21 protein-coding genes and 1 pseudogene are annotated in these 20,817 nt (G+C 73.0%); 15 read left to right on the forward strand and 7 right to left on the reverse strand.

The window, feature by feature from the left end; genetic code table 11:
- Positions 1-396: 396 nt before the first annotated feature.
- From ACZ3ZD_RS05535 to ACZ3ZD_RS05565, 7 genes are all read left to right on the forward strand, one after another.
- Positions 397-1,611 (forward strand): prenyltransferase/squalene oxidase repeat-containing protein, encoded by a 1,215-nt coding sequence (locus ACZ3ZD_RS05535; protein WP_467394543.1) that lies wholly within the window; start codon positions 397-399, stop codon positions 1,609-1,611.
- Positions 1,608-2,243, forward strand: a complete 636-nt coding sequence (locus ACZ3ZD_RS05540; protein ID WP_467393832.1) for an SCO2322 family protein — start codon at positions 1,608-1,610, stop codon at positions 2,241-2,243. The genes ACZ3ZD_RS05535 and ACZ3ZD_RS05540 overlap by 4 nt, the downstream gene beginning before the upstream one ends.
- Positions 2,240-3,334: an energy-coupling factor transporter transmembrane component T gene (locus ACZ3ZD_RS05545; RefSeq protein WP_467393834.1), complete on the forward strand. Its 1,095-nt coding sequence runs from the start codon at positions 2,240-2,242 to the stop codon at positions 3,332-3,334. The genes ACZ3ZD_RS05540 and ACZ3ZD_RS05545 overlap by 4 nt, the downstream gene beginning before the upstream one ends.
- A complete protein-coding gene (locus ACZ3ZD_RS05550; protein ID WP_467393836.1) occupies positions 3,331-5,079 on the forward strand; it encodes an ABC transporter ATP-binding protein in 1,749 nt (582 codons plus the stop codon). Before ACZ3ZD_RS05545 ends, ACZ3ZD_RS05550 begins: the two co-directional genes overlap by 4 nt.
- Positions 5,076-6,017 carry an ECF transporter S component gene (locus tag ACZ3ZD_RS05555; protein WP_467393838.1) on the forward strand — a complete coding sequence of 314 codons (942 nt, stop codon included), beginning with the start codon at positions 5,076-5,078 and terminating at the stop codon, positions 6,015-6,017. Before ACZ3ZD_RS05550 ends, ACZ3ZD_RS05555 begins: the two co-directional genes overlap by 4 nt.
- Before the next feature lie 256 nt (positions 6,018-6,273).
- Entirely contained in the window at positions 6,274-6,687 is a 414-nt protein-coding gene (locus tag ACZ3ZD_RS05560) for an aggregation-promoting factor C-terminal-like domain-containing protein (protein WP_467393840.1), read from the forward strand.
- A 171-nt stretch (positions 6,688-6,858) separates the two neighbouring features.
- Positions 6,859-7,557, forward strand: a complete 699-nt coding sequence (locus ACZ3ZD_RS05565) for a YoaK family protein (protein ID WP_467393842.1) — start codon at positions 6,859-6,861, stop codon at positions 7,555-7,557.
- Positions 7,558-7,613: 56 nt separating this feature from the next.
- Here the strand turns inward: ACZ3ZD_RS05565 and ACZ3ZD_RS05570 are convergent, their stop codons facing one another.
- Positions 7,614-8,849, reverse strand: coding sequence for a cytochrome P450 (locus ACZ3ZD_RS05570; RefSeq protein WP_467393844.1), 1,236 nt, complete (start codon positions 8,847-8,849; stop codon positions 7,614-7,616).
- A 230-nt stretch (positions 8,850-9,079) separates the two neighbouring features.
- Between ACZ3ZD_RS05570 and ACZ3ZD_RS05575 the strand changes: the two genes are divergently transcribed.
- Positions 9,080-10,249, forward strand: coding sequence for a steroid 3-ketoacyl-CoA thiolase (locus tag ACZ3ZD_RS05575; RefSeq protein ID WP_467393846.1), 1,170 nt, complete (start codon positions 9,080-9,082; stop codon positions 10,247-10,249).
- On the opposite strand, the gene ACZ3ZD_RS05580 is transcribed toward ACZ3ZD_RS05575, so the two are convergent.
- Together ACZ3ZD_RS05580 and ACZ3ZD_RS05585 are read right to left on the reverse strand one after the other, a co-directional pair.
- A complete protein-coding gene (locus ACZ3ZD_RS05580; RefSeq protein ID WP_467393848.1) occupies positions 10,233-10,421 on the reverse strand; it encodes a DUF397 domain-containing protein in 189 nt (62 codons plus the stop codon). The two genes, ACZ3ZD_RS05575 and ACZ3ZD_RS05580, sit on opposite strands and share 17 nt — an antisense overlap.
- Positions 10,402-11,229: a helix-turn-helix domain-containing protein gene (locus ACZ3ZD_RS05585; protein ID WP_467393850.1), complete on the reverse strand. Its 828-nt coding sequence runs from the start codon at positions 11,227-11,229 to the stop codon at positions 10,402-10,404. Before ACZ3ZD_RS05585 ends, ACZ3ZD_RS05580 begins: the two co-directional genes overlap by 20 nt.
- Before the next feature lie 72 nt (positions 11,230-11,301).
- On the opposite strand from ACZ3ZD_RS05585, the gene ACZ3ZD_RS05590 reads away from it, so the two are divergent.
- The 4 genes from ACZ3ZD_RS05590 to ACZ3ZD_RS05605 all read left to right on the forward strand — a co-directional run bounded on the left by ACZ3ZD_RS05590 (position 11,302) and on the right by ACZ3ZD_RS05605 (position 14,924).
- Positions 11,302-11,760, forward strand: a complete 459-nt coding sequence (locus ACZ3ZD_RS05590) for an ATP-binding protein (RefSeq protein WP_467393852.1) — start codon at positions 11,302-11,304, stop codon at positions 11,758-11,760.
- 295 nt (positions 11,761-12,055) lie between these two features.
- Positions 12,056-12,442 (forward strand): beta/gamma crystallin domain-containing protein, encoded by a 387-nt coding sequence (locus ACZ3ZD_RS05595; protein ID WP_467393854.1) that lies wholly within the window; start codon positions 12,056-12,058, stop codon positions 12,440-12,442.
- A 301-nt stretch (positions 12,443-12,743) separates the two neighbouring features.
- Positions 12,744-14,120 (forward strand): glycine betaine/L-proline transporter ProP, encoded by a 1,377-nt coding sequence (gene proP, locus ACZ3ZD_RS05600; protein WP_467393856.1) that lies wholly within the window; start codon positions 12,744-12,746, stop codon positions 14,118-14,120.
- A 132-nt stretch (positions 14,121-14,252) separates the two neighbouring features.
- Positions 14,253-14,924 (forward strand): O-methyltransferase, encoded by a 672-nt coding sequence (locus ACZ3ZD_RS05605; protein ID WP_467393858.1) that lies wholly within the window; start codon positions 14,253-14,255, stop codon positions 14,922-14,924.
- 25 nt (positions 14,925-14,949) lie between these two features.
- Here the strand turns inward: ACZ3ZD_RS05605 and ACZ3ZD_RS05610 are convergent, their stop codons facing one another.
- A complete protein-coding gene (locus ACZ3ZD_RS05610) occupies positions 14,950-15,342 on the reverse strand; it encodes a hypothetical protein (protein ID WP_467393860.1) in 393 nt (130 codons plus the stop codon).
- 112 nt (positions 15,343-15,454) lie between these two features.
- Between ACZ3ZD_RS05610 and ACZ3ZD_RS05615 the strand changes: the two genes are divergently transcribed.
- Positions 15,455-15,895: a DnaJ family domain-containing protein gene (locus tag ACZ3ZD_RS05615; protein ID WP_467393862.1), complete on the forward strand. Its 441-nt coding sequence runs from the start codon at positions 15,455-15,457 to the stop codon at positions 15,893-15,895.
- On the opposite strand, the gene ACZ3ZD_RS05620 is transcribed toward ACZ3ZD_RS05615, so the two are convergent.
- Both ACZ3ZD_RS05620 and ACZ3ZD_RS05625 read right to left on the reverse strand, forming a co-directional pair.
- Entirely contained in the window at positions 15,884-16,753 is an 870-nt protein-coding gene (locus tag ACZ3ZD_RS05620; RefSeq protein ID WP_467393864.1) for a hypothetical protein, read from the reverse strand. The genes ACZ3ZD_RS05615 and ACZ3ZD_RS05620 overlap by 12 nt on opposite strands.
- 5 nt (positions 16,754-16,758) lie before the next feature.
- Positions 16,759-17,421 carry a hypothetical protein gene (locus tag ACZ3ZD_RS05625; RefSeq protein ID WP_467393866.1) on the reverse strand — a complete coding sequence of 221 codons (663 nt, stop codon included), beginning with the start codon at positions 17,419-17,421 and terminating at the stop codon, positions 16,759-16,761.
- A 206-nt stretch (positions 17,422-17,627) separates the two neighbouring features.
- Here ACZ3ZD_RS05625 and ACZ3ZD_RS05630 point away from each other — a divergent pair, with 206 nt between their 5' ends.
- Positions 17,628-18,137, forward strand: a complete 510-nt coding sequence (locus ACZ3ZD_RS05630; RefSeq protein ID WP_467393868.1) for a GNAT family N-acetyltransferase — start codon at positions 17,628-17,630, stop codon at positions 18,135-18,137.
- Here the strand turns inward: ACZ3ZD_RS05630 and ACZ3ZD_RS05635 are convergent.
- A complete protein-coding gene (locus ACZ3ZD_RS05635) occupies positions 18,130-20,169 on the reverse strand; it encodes a DHA2 family efflux MFS transporter permease subunit (protein ID WP_467393870.1) in 2,040 nt (679 codons plus the stop codon). The genes ACZ3ZD_RS05630 and ACZ3ZD_RS05635 overlap by 8 nt on opposite strands.
- Before the next feature lie 129 nt (positions 20,170-20,298).
- Here ACZ3ZD_RS05635 and ACZ3ZD_RS05640 point away from each other — a divergent pair.
- Positions 20,299-20,817 (forward strand): annotated as a pseudogene (locus tag ACZ3ZD_RS05640) (peptidoglycan-binding domain-containing protein); the annotation flags it as partial.

The raw sequence follows: 20,817 nt of genomic DNA on the forward strand, positions 1-20,817 counted from the left end.
TCCAGCGCACCCCCTCCCGGCACACCCCTTTTCCCGCCCCCGCTCGCCGCTCCCCGGCCCGTGACCCCCGTCACCTCCTGCCTGTGCCCACGGCCACCCCTCGGTCCGCGCGGGGCGGCCGGTAAAGTGGCGGGGTCGTCATCACCCGTACGGGGGGAAGCCGGTGCAATCCCGGCGTCGGCCCTTCCCCAGCTCCCGGCCGCGCTCGCGCCGGGGGCACCCCCATCCGTGTGCCGCCGGAAACGGCGGTGAGCCGGGCTGCCCCGGACGGGACGTTGACCGGCTCGCGTGCGCCGGCGGTCCGCCGCGCACGGCACCGTCGAGGTCTACGGGGCCGAGCCGCCCGGGGTGTCCCGTGCGCTGCCCGGCCCCCCACAGGAGAGGCAGTCGCCGACCATGAACGTCCGCCGCAGCGCCGCGGCTCTCGCCGCCGTAGGCGTGCTGGCCGCCGCCGCGCCCGCCACGGCCGCCGGCTCGTCGCCGTCCGCCGGGGCGACGGTCCCGCACGGCCTGTACGGCAAGAGCGACCCGACGTACGACGGCGTGTGGCGGCAGTCGCTCACGCTGGTCGCCCAGCGCACCCTCGGCTACCGGCCCGCCGCCGCGGCCGTGGACTGGCTCACCGGGCAGCAGTGCGCGAACGGCTCGTTCACCGCCTTCCGCGCCGACCCCGCCAAGCCCTGCGACGCCAAGGCCAAGCCCGACACCAACAGCACGGCCGCCGCCGTCCAGGCCCTGGCCGCGACCGGCGGACACGGCGGCGCCGTCGGCAAGGCCGTGGACTGGCTGAAGTCCGCGCAGAACAAGGACGGCGGCTGGGGCTACTACCCGGGCGCCCCCAGCGACACCAACTCCACCTCCGTCGTCGTCGGCGCGCTCACCGCGGCCGGCACCGACCCGGCGGCCGTCCGCACCTCCGGCAAGTCGCCGTACGACGCGCTGCCCACCTGGTCCATCCCCTGCGACCAGGACGGCGGCGGCGCCCTCGCCTACCAGCCCGACAAGAAGGGCAGGCTGCTCGCCAACGCGGACGCGACGGCGGCCGGCGTGCTGGGCGCGCTCGGCAAGGGGTTCGCGGCGGAGGCCGGCAAGCCCCCGGCGCAGGACGCCTGCGCCGAGGCCGACCACCCGACCCGCGAGCAGGTCGCCGACAACGCCGGCGCGTACCTGGCGACGGTCCTCGCCAAGACCGGGCACCTGCAGTCGGCCCTGCCCGGCGCCAAGGACCAGCCGGACTACGGCAACACCGCGGACGCCGTCGTCGCGCTCGCCGCGGACGGCCGGACCGAGCCGGCGCGGAAGGCGTACGCCTGGCTGGAGAAGAACGCCGGCCCCTGGGCGGTGCAGAGCGGACCCGCCGCGTACGCGCAGCTGATCCTCGCCGCCCACGCGCTCGGCGAGCAGCCGGGCGACTTCCACGGCACCAGCCTGGTCGACGCCCTCGACGCGCTCGGCCCGGCCCCGCACACGGACTCCGCCGCGGGGCACTCGGAGAGCACGGAGAAGTCCGACGGCTCCGGCAGCGGTGTCTGGTGGATCGTCGGCGTCGGACTCGTCGCCGGCATCGGCATCGGCTTCCTGCTGAGCAGCCGGAAGAAGCCCCGGCCGTGACCCTCGTCCGCCGTGCCGCGCCGGTGCTCCTCGCCGGACTCGCCGCGCTGCTGCTCCTCGCCTCCGCCGGGCCGGCCGGGGCCACCGGATACCGCTACTGGTCGTTCTGGGAGCGCGCCGGCGGGCACTGGACGTACGCCACCCAGGGCCCGGCGGCCGTCCGCCCCGACGACGGCGCGGTCCAGGGCTTCCGGTTCGCGGTGAGCGCGGACTCGGCGGACGCCGCCCGGCCGCGCGGTACGGCGGACTTCACCGCCGTCTGCGCCGGCACGCCCGCCGCTTCGGGTACGAAGCGTGTCGCCCTCGTCCTCGACTTCGGCACCCGCGCGGACGCGCCGTCCGGTGAGACGCCGCCGGGCCGCCGTACGGCCTGCGCGCGGGTGCCCGAGGACGCGACCAGCGCCGACGCGCTGGCCGCCGTGGCCAAGCCGCTGCGGTACGACACCAACGCCCTGCTGTGCGCGATCGCCGGGTATCCCCGGACCGGGTGCGGGGAGCAGGTGTCGGCCCAGGACAGGGCCGGGTCGGACGGCGGGCCCTCGCTGGGGCTGCCGATCGGTGCGGGAGTAGTCGCCCTGCTGGCGGGGGCGGCGGTGTGGCAGGCACGGCGGCGGCGCGACGGGTCCCGATGAGTCCCGGTGAGTACGCCGGCTCCCCCACCCGGCGCCGGGCGCCCGTGCACCCCGGCGCCTGGTGGCTGTGGGCGATATCCCTCGGCACCGCCGCCACCCGTACCACCAACCCCCTGCTGCTCGGCCTGCTCACGGCCGTCTCCGCGTACGTCGTGGCCACGCACCGCTCCCCCACCCCCCGGGGCCGCTCCTACACCGCGTATCTCAAGCTCGCCCTGGCCGTCCTCGTCGTCCGCGTGCTGTTCGCGGTGGCGCTGGGCTCCCCCATCCCGGGCACGCACACGCTGCTCACGTTGCCCGAAGTGCCGCTGCCGCACTGGGCGCAGGGCATCCGGCTGGGCGGCCGGGTCACCGCGGAGGCGGTCGTCTTCGCCGCCTACGACGGCCTGAAACTCGCCACCCTGATCATCTGCGTCGGCGCGGCGAACGCCCTGGCCGGCCCGGGCCGGCTGCTCAAGTCCCTGCCCGGCGCGCTGTACGAAACGGGCGTGGCCGTGGTCGTCGCGCTCACCTTCGCGCCGCACCTGATCGCCGACGTGCAGCGGCTGCGCGCCGCCCGCCGGCTGCGCGGCCGCCCGGACCGGGGCGTGCGCGGGCTGCTCCAGGTCGGGCTGCCGGTCCTGGAGGGCGCGCTGGAGCGGTCGGTCGCGCTCGCGGCCGCGATGGAGTCGCGTGGCTACGGCCGTACCGCCGAGGTGCCCGCGCGGGTCCGCCGCACGACGACCGCGCTCACCCTCGGCGGCCTGCTGGGCGTGTGCGCGGGAACGTACGGGCTGCTGACGGCGGAAGGGGGCGCGTACGGGCTTCCCGTGCTGCTCGCCGGAGTCGTCGCCGCGCTCGCCGGGCTGCGGCTGGGCGGCCGGCGTTCGCTGCGGACGCGGTACCGCCCGGATCCGTGGGGGCCGCGCGCCTGGCTGGTCACGGGCTCCGGCGCCGTGGTGGCCGCGCTGCTCACGCTGGCCTCCGTCCGTGACCCGCAGGCGCTGCACCCGGGGGTCGTCCCCCTCGTCGCGCCCACCCTGCCGCTCTGGCCCGCCGCGGCCGTCCTGCTCGCCCTGCTGCCCGCCTTCGTCCCCGAGGAGCATCCGTGATCCGCTTCGAAGAGGTCGGCGTGACGTACGAGGGCGCCGCCGAACCCACCGTGGACGGCGTTGACTTCGAGGTGCCCGAGGGTGAACTCGTGCTGCTCGCGGGTCCGTCCGGGGTCGGCAAGTCGACCGTGCTGGGCGCGGTCAGCGGGCTGGTCCCGCACTTCACCGGCGGCACCCTGCGCGGCCGTGTGACGGTGGCCGGCCGGGACACCCGCACCCACCAGCCGAGGCAACTGGCCGATGTGGTGGGCACGGTGGGCCAGGATCCGCTGGCGCACTTCGTGACGGACACCGTGGAGGACGAACTCGCCTACGGCATGGAGTCGTTGGGGATTGCTCCGGCGGTGATGCGGCGCCGGGTCGAGGAGACCCTGGACCTGCTGGGCCTCGCCGGACTGCGGGACCGGCCGATCGCCACCCTGTCCGGCGGACAGCGGCAGCGCGTCGCGATCGGCTCCGTCCTCACCCCGCACCCGCAGGTCCTGGTCCTGGACGAACCGACCTCGGCGCTGGACCCGGCCGCCGCCGAGGAGGTGCTGGCCGTGCTGCAACGGCTGGTGCACGACCTGGGGACGACGGTCCTGCTGGCCGAGCACCGCCTGGAGCGGGTGATCCAGTACGCCGACCGCGTCGTCCTCCTCCCGGCTCCGGGCGCCGCCCCGGTCGTGGGTCCCCCGGCCGAGGTCATGGCCGTCTCCCCGGTCCATCCCCCGGTGGTGGCCCTGGGCCGCCTGGCCGGCTGGTCCCCCCTCCCGCTGACCATCCGCAACGCCCGCCGCCAGGCCCCGGCCCTGCGGGCCCGCCTGGCTCACGCAACGGGTTCCTCCCGGACGGCGGACTCCGGGGACGCCCCGGCTGCGGCCACCACGGGCGCGAAGGCCGCGGACTCCGGCCTCTTCGCCGCCCCCGGCCGGGCACAGCGGACGCCGGCCGGCAGATCCCGGCGCTCCCTCTTCCGTCGTCGGCCCTCCCCCGCCGAGGAAACCCCGCGCGCGCTCAGCGCCGAGGTGCGGGGTCTGTCCGTGTGGCGGGACCGCGTCCACGCCCTCCGTCAGGTGGATCTGACCGTCGCCCCCGGGGAGACCATCGCGCTCATGGGCCGCAACGGTGCCGGGAAGTCCACCCTGCTCGGCTCGCTCGTCGGGCTGTTGGCGCCCGCCTCGGGGAGCGTCACCGTCGGCGGGGTCGCCCCTCACCGCACCCCGCCCGGGGACCTCGTACGTCACGTCGGTCTCGTCCCCCAGGACCCGCGCGACCTGCTGTACGCCGACACGGTCGCCGCCGAGTGCGCGGCGGCCGACCGGGACGCCGGGGCCGAGCCCGGCACCTGCCGGTCGCTGGTGTCGGGTCTGCTGCCGGACATCGCGGACGACACCCACCCCAGGGACCTGTCGGAGGGCCAGCGCCTGGCGCTCGCGCTCGCCGTGGTCCTGACCGCCCGCCCTCCCCTGCTCCTGCTGGACGAGCCGACCCGCGGCCTGGACTACGCGGCCAAGGCCCGGCTGGTCGCCGTACTGCGCGACCTGGCCGCCGGGGGACACGCGATCGTGCTGGCCACGCACGACGTGGAGCTGGCCGCCGAACTGGCCCACCGGGTCGTGCTGCTCGCCGAGGGCGAGGTGATCGCGGACGGCCCGACGGCCGAGATCGTGGTGTCCTCCCCGTCCTTCGCACCGCAGGTGACGAAGATCCTGGCCCCGCAGCGGTGGCTGACGGTCGCCGAGGTCCGCGAGGCCCTGGCATGAGCCGGACCACACCGGCCGCACCGGCGCCCGCACGCCTCCACGCCGTCCGCCTCGGCCCCCGCTCGCTGGCCGCGCTCGCGCTGACCAGCGCCGTAGGGGCGGCCGCCCTGTTCTGGCCCTTCCTCGCCCCGCCCACCTCGCATCTGAGCGCCCACGCCCAGGACGCGCCCTGGCTCTTCGCCGGCCTGCTGATCCTGCTGGTGGCGGTCGTGTCGGCGACGATCTCGGAGTCGGACCTCGGCCCGAAGGCCGTCGCCATGCTGGGCGTGCTGGCCGCGACGGGCGCGGCACTGCGGCCGATCGGCGCGGGCACGGCCGGCATCGAGCCGATGTTCTTCCTGATGGTGCTGAGCGGCCGGGTGCTCGGCCCCGGCTTCGGCTTCGCGCTGGGCTCGGTGACGATGTTCGCGTCCGCGCTGCTCACCGGCGGGGTCGGGCCGTGGCTGCCGTTCCAGATGCTGTCGATGGGCTGGTTCACCATGGGCGCGGGGCTGCTGCCGGGCCCGGTGCGGGTGCGCGGCCGTCTCGAACTGCTGATGCTCGCCGGGTACGGCTTCCTCGCGGCCTTCGCCTACGGCACGGTGATGAACCTGGCCGGCTGGACCTTCCTGGACAGCGCCGCCTCGAACATCTCGTTCGCCGCCGGCGCCCCGGTCGCGGTGAACCTGGCCCACTTCGTGGCGTACTGCGTGGCCACCTCGCTCGGCTGGGACCTGGGCCGGGCGGTCTGCACGGTGGTGCTGACCGCCGCGCTCGGCCCGGCGGTGCTGCGCGCGCTGCGCCGGGCCACACGGCGGGCCGCCTTCGAGACGGCGGTCACATTCGACGGTCCCGGGTCACATTCGACGGTCCCGCCGGGTGAGGACTCGCTCGCGGAGGGCGAGCGGGACGGTGAAGCACCCCACATGACGCACGTCACCTACGAGCCGGGGCCGTAGTCCCGTTTGTCCGATACATCCCTCCGTGCACCCCTTCTGACCTGCGGATTACGACCCACGTCACAGAGTGGACGTTCCTCGCCCATCCGGCCACAACTAGTAAAAGGGGTCATTGCGGACGCCTTCCGGGCCTGCTTCTCTGGACGACGTCGCCAGGCACCACGAGCCCACCCGGGCCGCGGCGCCGACGCATACGGCCACAGTGTGTGGTCCTTCCATGCGGGCGATCCACCGTCCCCGACGCAAGAGGTTCTCCGTGTCCGTCTCCTTCATCCGCCGCATCGCTTCCCCGAAGAAGGCCATCACCACCGCCGCCGTGGCCGCCGCCACCGCCGGCCTGGCGCTCACCGCGGCTCCCGCCCAGGCCGCCACCTCCAACGCCTCCTCCGCCCAGGCGATCGCGCACCGGATGATCCCGGACGCCGCGCAGTTCAACGCCTTCAGCAGGATCGTCGAGCACGAGAGCGGCTGGAACCCCGCCGCCACCAACAGCGCCTCCGGCGCCTACGGCCTGGTCCAGGCCCTGCCGGCGTCGAAGATGGCCTCCGCGGGCTCCGACTGGAAGACCAACCCGGCCACCCAGATCAAGTGGGGCCTGGACTACATGAACTCCCGCTACGGCAGCCCGGCCAAGGCCTGGAGCTTCTGGCAGGCCAACGGCTGGTACTGAGCCACCACCCCCGGCTGACCCTGCCGACCCGGCGCCACACCCGCGCCCGGACCGGCCCCCGCACCCTCGCCTCCGCTCGGCGAGGGTGCGCGCGCATGTCCGCACCCGTCGCCCGACCGCCGTTCTCTACCGTGTCCCCGTGGTGGAACCTCGCAGGACCGCGGAGGAACGATGACGACGCCCACGCCGCCCAGGACGCCCGAGCCACCGGATCCGGAGAGGCGCGGGCTGCGGCTGGTGGCCGTGCTCCTGACCCTCACCGTCGTCAGCGGCCTGATCGACGCCGTCGGTTACCTGGGCCTGGGCCGCGTCTTCACGGCCAACATGACCGGAAACGTGGTCGTGCTCGGCTTCGCCGCGGCCGGTGCCCCCGGCTTCTCCGTACCGCACACGGCCACCTCCCTGGTCTGCTTCCTGCTCGGCGCGGTCGCCGGCGGCCGTACCGCGATCCGCTTCGGCGGAGGATCCCGGCGCCTCTGGGCCCGGCTGACCCTGGCGGCCGAGGCGGTACTGGTCGGCGGGTCGGCGGCGGTGGCCTTCGCCTGGCCGGGCGCCACCGGCACCCGGTACGCGCTGATCGCCCTCACCGCCTTCGCGATGGGCCTGCGCAACGCGACGGTCCGCAAACTGGGCGTGCCCGACCTGACCACCACCGTCCTGACGATGACCCTCACCGCCCTCGCCTCCGAGTCCCGCCTCGGCGACGGGACCGGCCACCGCTCCCCGCGCCGCTCGGCCTCGGTCCTCGCCATGGCCGGCGGCGCCTGCCTGGGCGCGTGGCTGGTCCTCCACCACGGCCTGGCCGTCCCCCTCCTGCTCGCGGCCCTGGCGTCGGCGGTCATGGCGACGCTCGCGTCGGGCCGGGAGTGAGCGCAACGGAGGGGAGGCCGGTACGGGAGTGAGCCCGGGCCGGCCCGGTGCCCCCCTCAGCCGTGGCTGACCCGGAGTTCCTTCACACCGTTGATCCACGCCGAGCGCAGGCGGCGCGGCGGGTCGGTCATGCGGAGGCCGGGCAGGGCGTCGGCCACGGCGTTGAAGATGAGGTCGATCTCCAGGACCGCGAGGGACTTGCCGAGGCAGTAGTGGGGACCGCCTCCGCCGAAGCCCAGGTGCGGGTTGGGATCGCGGGTGATGTCGAAGCCGTCGGGGTCGGTGAACACCTGGGGGTCGTGGTTGGCGGACGCGTAGAAGAGGCCGACCCGGTCGCCCTTCCGGACGAGGACCCCGCCCAGCTCCGTGTCCTGGGTCGCCGTCCGCTGGAAGGAGTTGACCGGGGTCGCCCAGCGGACGATCTCCTCGGCCGTGGTCGACGGGCGCTCGCGGCGGAAGAGGTCCCACTGGTCGGGGTGGGTGAGGAACGCGTGCATGCCGTGGGTGATGGCGTTGCGGGTCGTCTCGTTGCCGGCCACCGCCAGCATCAGCACGAAGAAGCCGAACTCGTCGGAGTTCAGGTTGCCCTCGTCCTCGGCCGCCACCAGCGTCGTCACGATGTCCCGCGCCGGACACCGCTTGCGCTCGGCGGCCATGTTCATGGCGTACGCGATGATCTCGGCGGCCGACTGCGTGCCCACCTCCTCGGTGATCGCGTACTCGGGGTCGTCGTAGGCGATCATCTTGTTGGACCAGTCGAAGATCCTGGACCGGTCCTCCTGCGGGACCCCGATCAGCTCGGCGATCGCCTGGAGCGGCAGCTCGCACGCGACCTCGGTGACGAAGTCGAAGGGCCCCGAGCGGGCGCGGGCGGCCGCGGCGATCGCCTCGGCGCGGACCCGCAGCCGCTCCTCCAGCGCCCGGATCGAGCGTGGCGTGAACCCGCGCTGCACTATCTGCCGGACCCGCGTATGTTCCGGTGGATCCATGTTGAGCAGGATCAGCCGCTGCGCGTCGATCGCCTCGCGCCGGATGTGCTCGTTGAAGCGGATGATCGCGGTGTTGAGGGAGGAGGAGAACAGCTCCGGGTGCGTGGAGACGTACTTGACGTCGGCGTGCCGGGTCACGGCCCAGTAGCCGGCGTCGGCGAAACCCGCGACGCCGTGCGGCTGCGGGATCCAGCGGACCGGCTCGGTACGGCGCAGCTCGGCGAACTCCGGGAGGGGCACACGGTGGTGCAGCAGATCGGGGTCGGTGAGGTCGAACCCGTCGGGCAGCGCTGGACAGGGCATCGGCGGCTCCAGCCATCTGACGGTCCATCAGCGGGTGCGGTGAAGGTAGTAACGGGTTCTACAAGTAGCAAGAGGCACGACACCCCCAATCGGTGCGGAACACGCGCAGATCGCACTCTCGGCACCTGCAAGACCCTTGCGGTGGTGGACGTCACGTCAGCAGACTGCTGAACAGAACTAGAACGCGTACTAGTTCTGGAGGAGAGCCCTCTCGGAGAGGACCCGCACCCATGGCCGCCGAACCCGTGATCGTCGAAGCCGTCCGCACCCCGATCGGCAAGCGCGGCGGCGCGCTCGCCAACCTGCACCCCGCCTACCTCCTGGGCGAGACCTACCGTGAACTCCTCGGCCGCACCGGCATTCCCGCCGACGCCGTCGAGCAGATCGTCGGCGGCACGGTGACACACGCCGGCGAGCAGTCCATGAACCCGGCGCGCACGGCCTGGCTGACCATGGGACTGCCGTACGAGACGGCGGCCACGACGGTCGACTGCCAGTGCGGGTCCTCGCAGCAGGCCTCCCACATGGTGGCCAACATGGTCGCGGCCGGCGTGATCGACGTCGGCATCAGCTGCGGTGTCGAGGCGATGTCCCGCGTCCCGCTGGGCTCCGGCTCCAAGCACGGTCCCGGCAAACCGTTCCCGGACGAGTGGAACGTCGACCTCCCCAACCAGTTCGAGGCGGCCGAGCGCATCGCCCGGCACCGGGGCCTGACCCGCGAGCACGTCGACGCGCTGGGACTGCTGTCTCAGGAACGGGCGGCCCACGCCTGGGCGGAGGAACGTTTCAAGCGGGAGACCTTCGCCGTACAGGTGCCGACGACCGAGGAGGAGCAGTACGCCGGGCAGGGCATGTGGCGCCTGGTGGACAAGGACGAGGGCCTGCGGGACACCACCCCCGAGGCGCTGGCGGGCCTGAAGCCGGTCATGCCGACGGCCGTGCACACCGCCGGCAACTCCTCCCAGATCTCCGACGGCGCGGCGGCGATCATGTGGGCGTCCAAGCGGATGGCCCGGGCCCTGAAGCTGAAGCCCCGGGCCCGCATCGTCGCCCAGGCCCTGGTCGGCGCCGACCCCCACTTCCACCTCGACGGCCCCATCGACGCGACGCGCGCGGTGCTGGGCAAGGCGGGCATGTCCCTGAAGGACATCGACCTCGTGGAGATCAACGAGGCGTTCGCCTCGGTCGTCCTGAGCTGGGCCCAGGTCTTCGAGCAGGACCTGGACAAGGTCAACGTCAACGGCGGTGCGATCGCCCTGGGCCACCCGGTCGGCGCGACGGGCGCGCGCCTCATCACCACCGCCCTGCACGAACTGGAGCGCAGGGACAAGGAGTTCGCCCTCATCACGATGTGCGCGGGCGGCGGACTGGCCACCGGGACGATCATTCAGCGGCTGTAGCCGACGTCCAGGCGATGAAGCGGGTGAAGGCGGCGGGGTCGACGGTGAGGATCGGCCCCGCCGGAGCCTTGGAGTCCCGGATGGCGAGGGTGGCGGCGGGGGTCTCGGCGACTTCTACGCAATCGCCGCCCTGGTCACCGCTGTAGCTCGACTTACGCCACTTGCTCTCCATAGCGGTCCTCCATCACCCGTCGGATCAGCTCCGCCGAGTCCTTGAGGGAGAGTGCGGCGGCCTGCAGATGATCGTAACGGAGCGAGCAGTCCTGGACCGTGTCCGGGTTCGCGGTCGGATGCCCACTGCCGTACCCCTCGGTGTAGACGATGGTTGGGTCACTGGCGAAGCGATAGACGTTGAACGAGCCTTGCGATCCTGCATGTGCCCCAGCCGCAAACGGCAGGATCTGAACGTTGGTCCGGGGGTCGGCCGCGAACGACAACAAGCGAGCCATCTGTTCGCGCATGACATCCGGGCCACCAATCTCCTGGTACAGCGCAGCCTCACTGAGGACCATCCAGAAGATCGGTGGCTTCGACCTCTCGAAGATCCGCTGACGACCCATTCGCGCGGCGGTTCTATCGTCCAGCTTGGTCTCGTCCAGCACTCCGAGGACCGAGCGTGCGTAGGCCTCGGTCTGCACGAGACCGTGAACCATGCCCATCTGGAAAGTGCAGATCTCCAGCGCCCGTGTCTCCAGCTCTGCCGTCTCCCTGAACCAGGCCGGGAGTTGACTTCGGAGCACCAGTTCAACGAGCCGCGAGAGCAACCCACCCGTCCCCAGCGCCGCATCCACCCGCTCGCTGAACTCCAGGGATGGCAGCTTCCGCGCCGTTTCGATCTGACCGATCAGCGAACCCGTGTAGTTGACGATCTCCCCCAGTTGCCGCTGCGTCAGATCGGCAGCCTCCCTGTACCGCCGCAACTCGAAGCCGTAGTAGTCGAGCGGCGAGGCGCCGGGGTCGAGGGTGTTGATGTTCACCACGGCAAGTCCCCTCCAGGACGCGTTGTGTTCAGCCGGTAGCCCAGCGTAGTGACACGACGTCAGCCTCGTCCTGTGAACCTGAACTTTCCCCATACCCCCCAGTACCGCATGCAGCTCACCGTGGGCGAGCACTCGGTACGCCACATCCGCCGCATCGTCCGCTCCCTGCTGGACGAGTGGCGGTTGCAGGAGCTGGCGTTCGCCGTCGAGCTGGGCGTGAGCGAGCTGGTGACCAACGTCGTACGGCACGTTCCCGACCGGCGCTGCACCCTCGTGGTGGCCCGGCAGACCGCGGGCGTCCGAGCGGAGGTGACCGACGGTTTCGCCGGGCGTCCCCGGCTGGAGCCCGACGCGGACCGGGAGGCGGAGGGCGGCCGGGGTCTGGCACTGCTCGACGCCGTGGTGGACAAGTGGGGCGTGTCGCCGGGGGCCAGCGGCGGGAAGACGGTCTGGTTCGAGTGCGGGCTCCAGGACGTGCCCGCCGGGCGCGACTCGTCCGCGCCGCCACGCGGGCACGACCTTATTCCATGATTTTCGGCTGACCCCTGCCCCCGGGAGCATCCCCACATCGCCCCTGATCACGTACGTGCCGTCCACGGCGACCCCCGCGCCACTCGTCCGTGGCGCGGCTTCCCTCCCCGGCGGAGGGGGTTGTCCCGTCACGCTCCCGAACTGGTGATGACGCCTCCGGTGGACCCAAACGTGGCATCGATCACCTTATTCGCACGAGCACAAACAAATGGATCGTTCTGGCCGGTAAGCGCTTTCCCGGGAGCAGGGGCGCATGCAACGGTTATGGCACCAATCCCGCCTGAAAGAGGAGCGAATGAAGCTCTCCGTGCGCCATTCCCTCGGCGTTGCCTCGGTCGTCGCCGCCGCACTCGCCGCCACGATCACGCCCGCCGCGGCGGCCATCGCGTCGCCCACCACGGCCTCCACCGTCGGACCGGCGATCAACCGTACGGACTGCAACGAGAACGGCTACCTCGAAATCCACAACAACGAAGGCCGCGACACGCTCTGCTTCGCCAATGCCGGGTCGATACCCGTCGCCATCTACGGGGTGAACTGGGTCGAGTCCGGAAACAATGTCGTGACCCTCCAGTTCCAGCGGAATCTGAGCGACCCGCGACTCGAAAGCGTCACCCTCCAGAAGTGGAGTTCGTGGAACCCGGGTCACGTCCACGAGATTCTCTCGATCAGGATCTACTGAGACCGGAGCAGGACCGCGGGGCGCCCCCAGGGGCGCCCCGCTTTTCGTGCCACCGACGGGCGCGCCTCGCCGGCCGGTTCCGCGTCCGGGACGCGATAAGGATCACAGTGATCAAGTGGCATGGCCGTGCGTGAGTGGGCAGACGTCCCTGCGTGTCCGCACTTTAGCTGCACTCTGCATCTAAGTGCATACAACGCGTAAGGGGCGCAACACCCTCTATCGTCGTTTTTCAGCCCGTCGCACGTCACCGCCGCCGTCCGGGCGCGTCCGTGTCCCCGTCGAAAGGTAGGCGAGCCCCGTTTTGGCGACCGCCACAGCAGCCGTTCTCCCGCATCAGAAGACCCGGCGGGCCTCCAAGCCCCACGACGTCACCGTCACCGACCCCGCGCTCGTCAAGCGCGCCGTGAAGGCGGCCGCGCTCGGCAACGCGATGGAGTGGTTCGACTTCGGTGTCTACAGCTACATCGCGGTCACCCTGGGCAAGGTCTTCTTCCCGTCCGGCAACCCGACCGCACAGCTGCTGTCGACGTTCGGCGCCTTCGCGGCGGCCTTCCTGGTCCGCCCCCTCGGCGGCCTCGTCTTCGGCCCGCTCGGCGACCGCGTGGGCCGGCAGAAGGTCCTCGCCGTCACCATGATCATGATGGCGGCGGGCACGTTCGCGATCGGACTCATCCCTTCCTACGCCACCATCGGCGTCGGCGCGCCGCTGCTGCTGCTCGCCGCCCGGCTGGTGCAGGGCTTCTCCACCGGCGGTGAGTACGCGGGCGCCACGACCTTCATCGCCGAGTACGCGCCCGACAAGAAGCGCGGCTTCCTCGGCAGCTGGCTGGAGTTCGGCACCCTCGCCGGCTACATCGGCGGCGCGGGCCTGGTCACCCTGATGACGGCCCTGCTGTCCACGGACGACCTCACGTCCTGGGGCTGGCGCGTCCCGTTCCTGATCGCGGGCCCGATGGGCATCATCGGCCTGTACCTGCGGATGCGCCTGGAGGAGACCCCGGCGTTCGCGGCGGAGGTCGAGAAGTCCGAGGCGTCCCGGCCGAAGGTGCCGCTGCGCGAGATGATCACGGGCCAGTGGAAGTCCCTGCTGCTGTGCATGGGCCTGGTCCTGGTCTTCAACGTCACCGACTACATGCTGCTGTCGTACATGCCGAGCTACCTCACGAGCGAGCTGAAGTACGACGAGACCCACGGGCTGCTGGTCGTGCTCGCGGTGATGGCCCTGATGATGATCGTCCAGCCGTTCGTCGGCGCGCTGACCGACCGGGTCGGGCGGCGGCCGGTGATCGCGGCGGGCTGTGCGGGCTTCCTGCTGCTGTCCGTCCCGGCCCTGCTGCTGATCCGCCAGGGCAGCCTGCTGGCCGTCGGCCTGGGCATGGGCGCGCTGGGCCTGCTGCTGGTGTGCTTCACGGCGGCCATGCCGGCCGCGCTGCCCGCGCTGTTCCCCACCCGGGTGCGCTACGGCTCCCTGTCCGTCGGGTTCAACGTCTCCGTGTCGCTGTTCGGCGGGACCACTCCGCTGGTCGTCACCGCGCTGATCGGTGCGACCGGGAACATGATGATGCCCGCGTACTACATGATGGGCGCGGCCGTCGTCGGCGGTGTCGCCGTCTGGCGGATGACGGAGTCCGCACGCCGCCCGCTGCCCGGTTCCGCCCCGTCCGTGGAAGGCAGCTAGCCGCCGCCGGTCGACACCGGCGTACGAGGTGCTCCGCAGAGCGCCGTCCCCGGCCTTTCGAAACAGGCCTGCGGGGGACGGCGCTCTGCTGCGATCATGGGAGCAGGACTCTCGGGAAAGGCAGCAGACACCATGAGCGGGTCGCAGGTCTGGGACGACGTCGACGACTACTTCATCAGCAACCTCTCACCGGACGACGAGGCGCTGCGCGCGGCCCTGCGCGAGAGTGACGCCGCGGGGCTGCCCGCCATCGCCGTCACGGCCGCGCAGGGGAAGTTCCTCCAGCTGCTGGCCCAGGTGCAGGGCGCCCGGAACATCCTGGAGATCGGCACGCTCGGCGGGTACAGCACCATCTGGCTGGCCCGCGCCCTGCCCGAGGACGGCAGGCTGATCTCGCTGGAGTACAGCGCCAAGCACGCCGAGGTGGCCGTACGGAACATCGCGCGCGCCGGCCTGGAGCGGATCGCGGAGGTGCGGGTGGGACCGGCCCTGGAGTCGCTGCCCAAGCTCGCCGACGAGAACCCGGCCCCCTTCGACCTGGTCTTCATCGACGCGGACAAGGTCAACAACCCGCACTACGTGGAGTGGGCGCTCCGGCTCAGCCGCGCGGGCAGCCTGATCGTCCTGGACAACGTGGTGCGCGGCGGCCGGGTGGCCGACCAGGACAACACCGAGCCGGACGTGCTCGGCACCCGCGCCGCGATCGAACTGATCGCCGGCCACCCCCGGCTGACCGGTACGGCGATCCAGACGGTCGGCGCCAAGGGCTACGACGGGTTCGCGCTGGCCCGGGTGCTGGGCTGACGGCGCGCACGCGCCGTGCGCCGGCTCAGAGGTCGTGGTAGAAGCCGACGTTGACGCTGCGCCGCGCGGTGCGGTCCCGGATGACGATCTCGCCGGACCCGCCGTGCGGCAGCGGTACGGTCGCGCCGTAGCCGACGGGCCGCACCTGCTCCCCGGCGGTGAGCCGGACCTCGGAGGCGGGGTCGGGCTGGGAGCCGCGCAGCCAGGTCAGCTGCCAGGTGCCGTCCGGGCCGCACAGGAACTCCAGGTGGACGCGGGAGACGAACAGCCAGTCCTCGGGGGTGGCCAGCCGGCACAGGGCCGCGTCCCGGCCGACCCGCAGGACGGCGCCGGGCTCACTGGGGGCCTCGGCCATCGTCATGCCGGCGGTGGCGCCCGTGTCGGCCCCGGACACGGCGGCCATGGTGAGTTCGAGCACGAGCGTTCCCCCTGAAACGTCCTGGTGCGGTGCTGGGTTGCGGCGGGCGCGGTGCCGTACCGCCGCCGCATGATAAAACGCCCGGCGGGGCCGCGTCCGGCACAATGGGTTCATGACCGAGCGAAAGCCACCGGGTGTGCCGTTCGAGTCCTGGGTGGACAAGCAGATCCGGGACGCGCAGGGGCGCGGGGAGTTCGACCGGCTGCCGGGCGCGGGCGCGCCGCTCCCCCCGGAGGTCGACTCCACGTACGACGAACTGTGGTGGGTCAAGCGGAAGTTGGTGCGCGAAGGACTCGCCGTGCTGCCGCCCGCGCTCGCGCTGCGCAAGGAGGCGGAGGACGCGCTGGAGGCGGCGTACGCGGCGCCCTCGGAGCGGCTCGCGCGGAAGATCATCGAGGATGTCAACGTCCGGATCCGGGACATGATGTTCAAGCCGCCGCCCGGACCGCCGCTGGGGAAGAAGCCGTACGACGTCGAGGAGGTCGTACGCGAATGGCGGCAGCGCAGGGCTGCCGCCAGGGGGGACGGGGGTGTGGCCGGCTCAGCCGTGTAGCAGCCGCCCGGCCAGCTCCCGGTAGTCGCGCAGGGCGAGCCGCAGCTGCTCGGTGTCGGTCTCGGCGGCGGGGCCGCGCTCCTCGGTGCCCTGCCAGGACATCCGCAGGGTGCGGCGGCGCCTGGTGACGGCCTCGGTGAACCGCGTGGTGATCTCCTCCAGGGCCCGGTCGGCCTCCTCCACGGCCTCCCTCGGATCGTCCACGAACCCTACGGCCACCTCCCGCAGCCGGCGCTCCCACCGGTCCGTCTCCTCGTGCGGCAGCAGGGGGGCGTCGGTGCCGGAGGACGCCGGAGCCGCCGGAGCGTCCGAGGCGGCAGAACCCCCCGGAGCCGCCGGCCAGGCGTCCGTGCCGCGCCCGTTGACCGTACGGGCCTCACGCCCGCTGGCCGCCCCGACGGCGGGCGCGCCGAGCCCGTCGTCCGGCATGCTCGCGTCGTCGTCCGTGCGGGCGCCCTCCACCGGCGTCTTCGCCCGGCCGGTACCGCCCGTCTCCGGCCCCAGCCCCTCCGTCCCGGGCCGCAACCCTTCGGAGCCGTGCGACCGCGCGGGGACGGACGCGCCGTCCTCCGGCACCCCTGCGGGGCCCGGGGGCGGCACCGGAGCGCCCTCGCCCGGGACCCCACTTCTCGCGCCCGCATCCGCACCCGGGGTGCGGTGGGCCGCGGAGCCGTCATCCGGCGCCCATTCGTCCCTGCCCGGTATCTCCCGGTCGGGTGTCTCCCGGTCCGGTGTCTTCCGGTCCGGTGTCCCGCGGACCGGTGTCTCTCGGTCCGGTGTCTCCTGCTCCGGTGTCCACTCGTCGCCCTGGGGACGAGTGAAGCGCTCGCCGCCGGGTCCGCTCGTCCTGTCCGTCATGGTGTTCAGCTCTCCTTCGGTCGGCTCCGGTGCGGGGCCCACGGCGCCTGGGAGCGGGCGTGGGAGCGGTTCGCGGTGTCCGGCGCCGGGCGCCGCGCACCGGCCGTCGCCCGGTGCCGGCCGGGTTCGGCACTGGTCAGCTCGTCGAAGAGGGCGCGCGCGCCGAGCAGCGCCGAGCGCAGTTCCTCGGTCCCCGCGCCGGGCTCGCCCACGCGGGCCGCCCGGTGCACCTGCCGGTAGCCGTCGACGTGCTCGGGGTGGTGCACGGACAGCGCGGCGAGCTGCTCCTCGTACCGCCCGCCGTCCGGGTAGCCGCGCAGCACGGCGAGTTCACCGAGCAGCCGGTCGGCCTCGGCCACCGCCTCGCGGGGCGATTCGACGAAGTGTTCCTGCACGGCGGTCCAGCGGTCCGTGTACCGCTGCCGCTCGGTGCCGTCCAGCGGCCGCTCCCGCAGGGCGCCATGACGTTCGACGCGCTCGGCAAGCTCTCGTTCGGCGGCCGTGGTGTCCCCGTCGTGCAGGGCCACGGCCCGTTCGTACTCGGGCCCGAAGCGCCGCTTCAGGCTGGTCCCGCCGTGCCTGCCACGGCTGCGCACGGCCAGGGCGGCCGCGCCGACGACCACGACCGCTGCGATCACGATCAGCAGAATGATCAGGCCTGTGGACATGGTTGCCTTCCGCTAGGACCGGCCCCGCTGGCCGGTTCCCCCTTCGGGTGACCCGGAAGCAGGCCCACAAACGGCTCGGGGGCAGGCCCACGGGCGGCTCGGGGGCAGGCCCACGGACGGCTCGGGGAGCAGGCCCACGGACGGCTCGGGAACCAGGCCGGCAAACGACTCGCGGGGGTGCGGGGCGGCTGCCGACAATGTCCGGCATGGCATGGACGATCGCGCAGGAACCGTACGACTCCCCGGCCGCCGCCGCGTTGTGGAGGGCGTACTACACGGAGGTCAGCGACCGCTGGTACCTGCTGCACGAGGGGCGCCGCACGGACCCGGCCGAGCTGGAGCGGATGATCGCCACCCACCCGGGCTCCGAACTCACGCCACCGCGCGGGCGGTTGCTCGTCGGGCGGTACGACGGCACGCCGGCCGGCTCGGCGGGCGTACGGCTGCTGGACCCGGCCACCGCCGAGCTGACCCGGGTGTTCGTGCTGCCGGAGCGGCGCGGCCGGGGTGGGGCCCCGCTGCTCGTGGCCGCCGCCGAGGAGGCCGCGCGGGCGCTGGGCGCCCGGCGGATCGTCCTCGACACCCGCAGCGACCTGGTCGAGGCCCGCGCCCTGTACGCCCGGCTCGGCTACACCGAGACCGGCCCGCACAACTCCGACCCGTACGCCGAACACTGGTTCCGCAAGGAGCTGTTGCCGACGGAGGCCGTCAACTGACCTTCGCCGTACTGCCGTTGTGGGGGCGCTCGCTCTCGGCGCCGCAGAGTTCGCCGGTGAGGTCGCGGACCAGCCGGGTGAGGTCGGTCTCGCGGCCGGGCTGCCACCAGTCGCCGAGCAGTTCGGCCAGGGACTCCTCGCGGGCCGTGGCGAGCCGTTCGGCGACCTCGCGGCCGGCGTCGGTCAGGACGAGGTCCAGGCCCCGGCGTTCGGCGAGCCGCCGTTCCTCGACCTGGCGGGCGGCGGCCATCACCACCTGGAGCGGGACCGGGCTGCGCTCGGCCAGTACCGCCGGTTCCACGGAGCCGTAGCGGCGGATGCGCAGCAGCATCCAGCTGGCGGCGGGCAGCAGGTCGTACCCGGCGCGTTCGGTGATCGTCCGGTACACCTCGTGGCGGCCCTCTCGGGTGCCGAGCACGGACAGCGCGCGGGACACCTCGTCGTGGGAGGAGCGTGCGACGGGGTTGGGCGGGATGGTCTCGGAGACGTCGGGTGCGGTGACCGAGCCGCGCAGCCGGTCCTCCTTCAGGAACCAGGCCAGCAGGAAGCCGAGGAGGGCGACGGGGGCGGCGTAGAGGAAGACGTCGGTGATGGCGGACGCGTACGCGTGCAGGGCCGCCGGGCGCAGCGCGGGCGGCAGGGCGGCGATGCCCCGCGGGTCGGCCTTCAGCGCGTCGGCGCTCGCACCGGCCGGCAGGCGTACGCCCCGGAAGGCGTCGGTGAGCTTGTCGCCGAGGCGGCCGGCGAAGACCGAGCCGAAGACGGCCACGCCGAAGGAGGCGCCGATCGAGCGGAAGAAGGTGGCGCCGGAGGTGGCGACGCCCAGGTCCTCGTAGGAGACGGCGTTCTGCACGACGAGCACGAGGACCTGCATGACCAGGCCCAGGCCGAGACCGAAGACGAAGAAGTAGACGCTCATCTCGGCGGTCGTGCTGTGCTCGTCGAGCCGGTGCAGGAGCAGCAGGCCGAGCGTGGTGACGGCGGTGCCGGTGACGGGGAAGACCTTCCAGCGGCCGGTGCGGCTGACGATCTGCCCGGAGACCGTGGAGGACAGCAGCAGACCGGCCACCATGGGCAGCATGTGCACGCCGGACAGGGTCGGCGAGATGCCGTGCACGACCTGGAGGAAGGTCGGCAGGTAGGTCATCGCGCCGAACATGGCGAAGCCGACGATGAAGCTGATGACGGCGGCCAGGCTGAAGGTGCGGATGCCGAAGAGCTTCAGGGGCAGCACGGGTTCGGCGGCGCGGCGCTCGACGGCGACGAACGCCACGGCCAGCAGTACGCCGAGTACGGCGAGCCCGATGATCCGGGCCGAGTCCCAGGCCCAGGTCGTACCGCCGAGCGAGGCGACGAGCACCAGGCAGGTGGCGACGGCGGCGATCAGGACGGTGCCCAGGTAGTCGATGACGTGGTGGGCGGTGCGGCGCGGGATGTGCAGGGCGGCGGCGATCACGGCGAGCGCGACGACGCCGACGGGCAGGTTGACGTAGAACACCCAGCGCCAGCTGAGGTGCTGGGTGAACAGTCCGCCGAGCAACGGCCCGAGCACGCTGGTCGCGCCGAACACGGCCCCGAACAGGCCCTGGTAGCGGCCGCGTTCGCGGGGCGGCACGAGGTCGCCGACGATCGCCATGGACAGCACGATCAGCCCGCCGCCGCCGAGGCCCTGCACCGCCCGGAAGGCGATGAGCTGCGGCATGTTCTGCGCCATGCCGCACAGCGCCGAGCCGACCAGGAAGATCACGATGGCCGTCTGGAACAGCCGCTTGCGGCCGTACTGGTCGCCGAGCTTGCCCCACAGCGGGGTCGCGGCGGTCGAGGCCAGCAGATACGCGGTGACCACCCAGGACAGGTGCTCGAGCCCGCCGAGGTCGCTCACGATGGTGGGCAGCGCGGTCGCCACGATGGTCTGGTCGAGGGCGGCGAGCAGGAGCCCGAGCAGCAGGGCGCCGATGGGGACCAGCACACTGCCCGGAACGTGTTCGCCGCTGCTCACGTCCCTCGCCGTGCCGTGCGTGTCCAGGGCCATGGAGACCTCCCGGGGCTCGGGTGCACCTCTACCATCGTGGTGGGTGTCACCGCTTATGGCTCGTTGAGTCCTGCGGGGGTGGAGGGGATCCGCATAGTCTCTGAATTCCCGAGGGGAGGGGGTTCAGACGTGACGGGAGAACAGGGCACCGGGTGCCCGGAGTGCGGGGCGCCGAGGGGCTCGGACCGCACGCCGTCGTGCGACTGCGCCGAGCGGGCCGCCAGGGCCCTGCGCGAGACCCGCACGGCCGAGCTGGCGGCGGCGGAGGACTTCGACCCGCTACGCATACGCCCGTACGTCGAGGTCCCGGCCGCGGATCCGGCCCCGGCGGGGCTTTCACCCACGCCCCCGGGCGGCGTTCCGGGCGCGGAGCCGGTCCCGGCGGGGCCTTCACCCACGCCCACGGACGGCGTCCCGGACCCGGAGCCGGTCCCGGCGGGGCCTTCACCCACGCCCACGGACGGCGTCCCGGACCCGGCCCCGGCAGGCCCCTCACCCACCCGGACGGGCGACGCCTCGGACCCGGCCCCGCCCGGACCAGGGGGACCCTCACCCACCACCACGGGCGGCGCCTCGCACACGGCCCCGCCCGGACCAGCGGGCCTCCCGGCCACCACCACGGGCGGCGCCCCGGACCCGGCGCAGGCC

Source organism: Streptomyces sp. NPDC023481 (genome assembly GCF_055560195.1).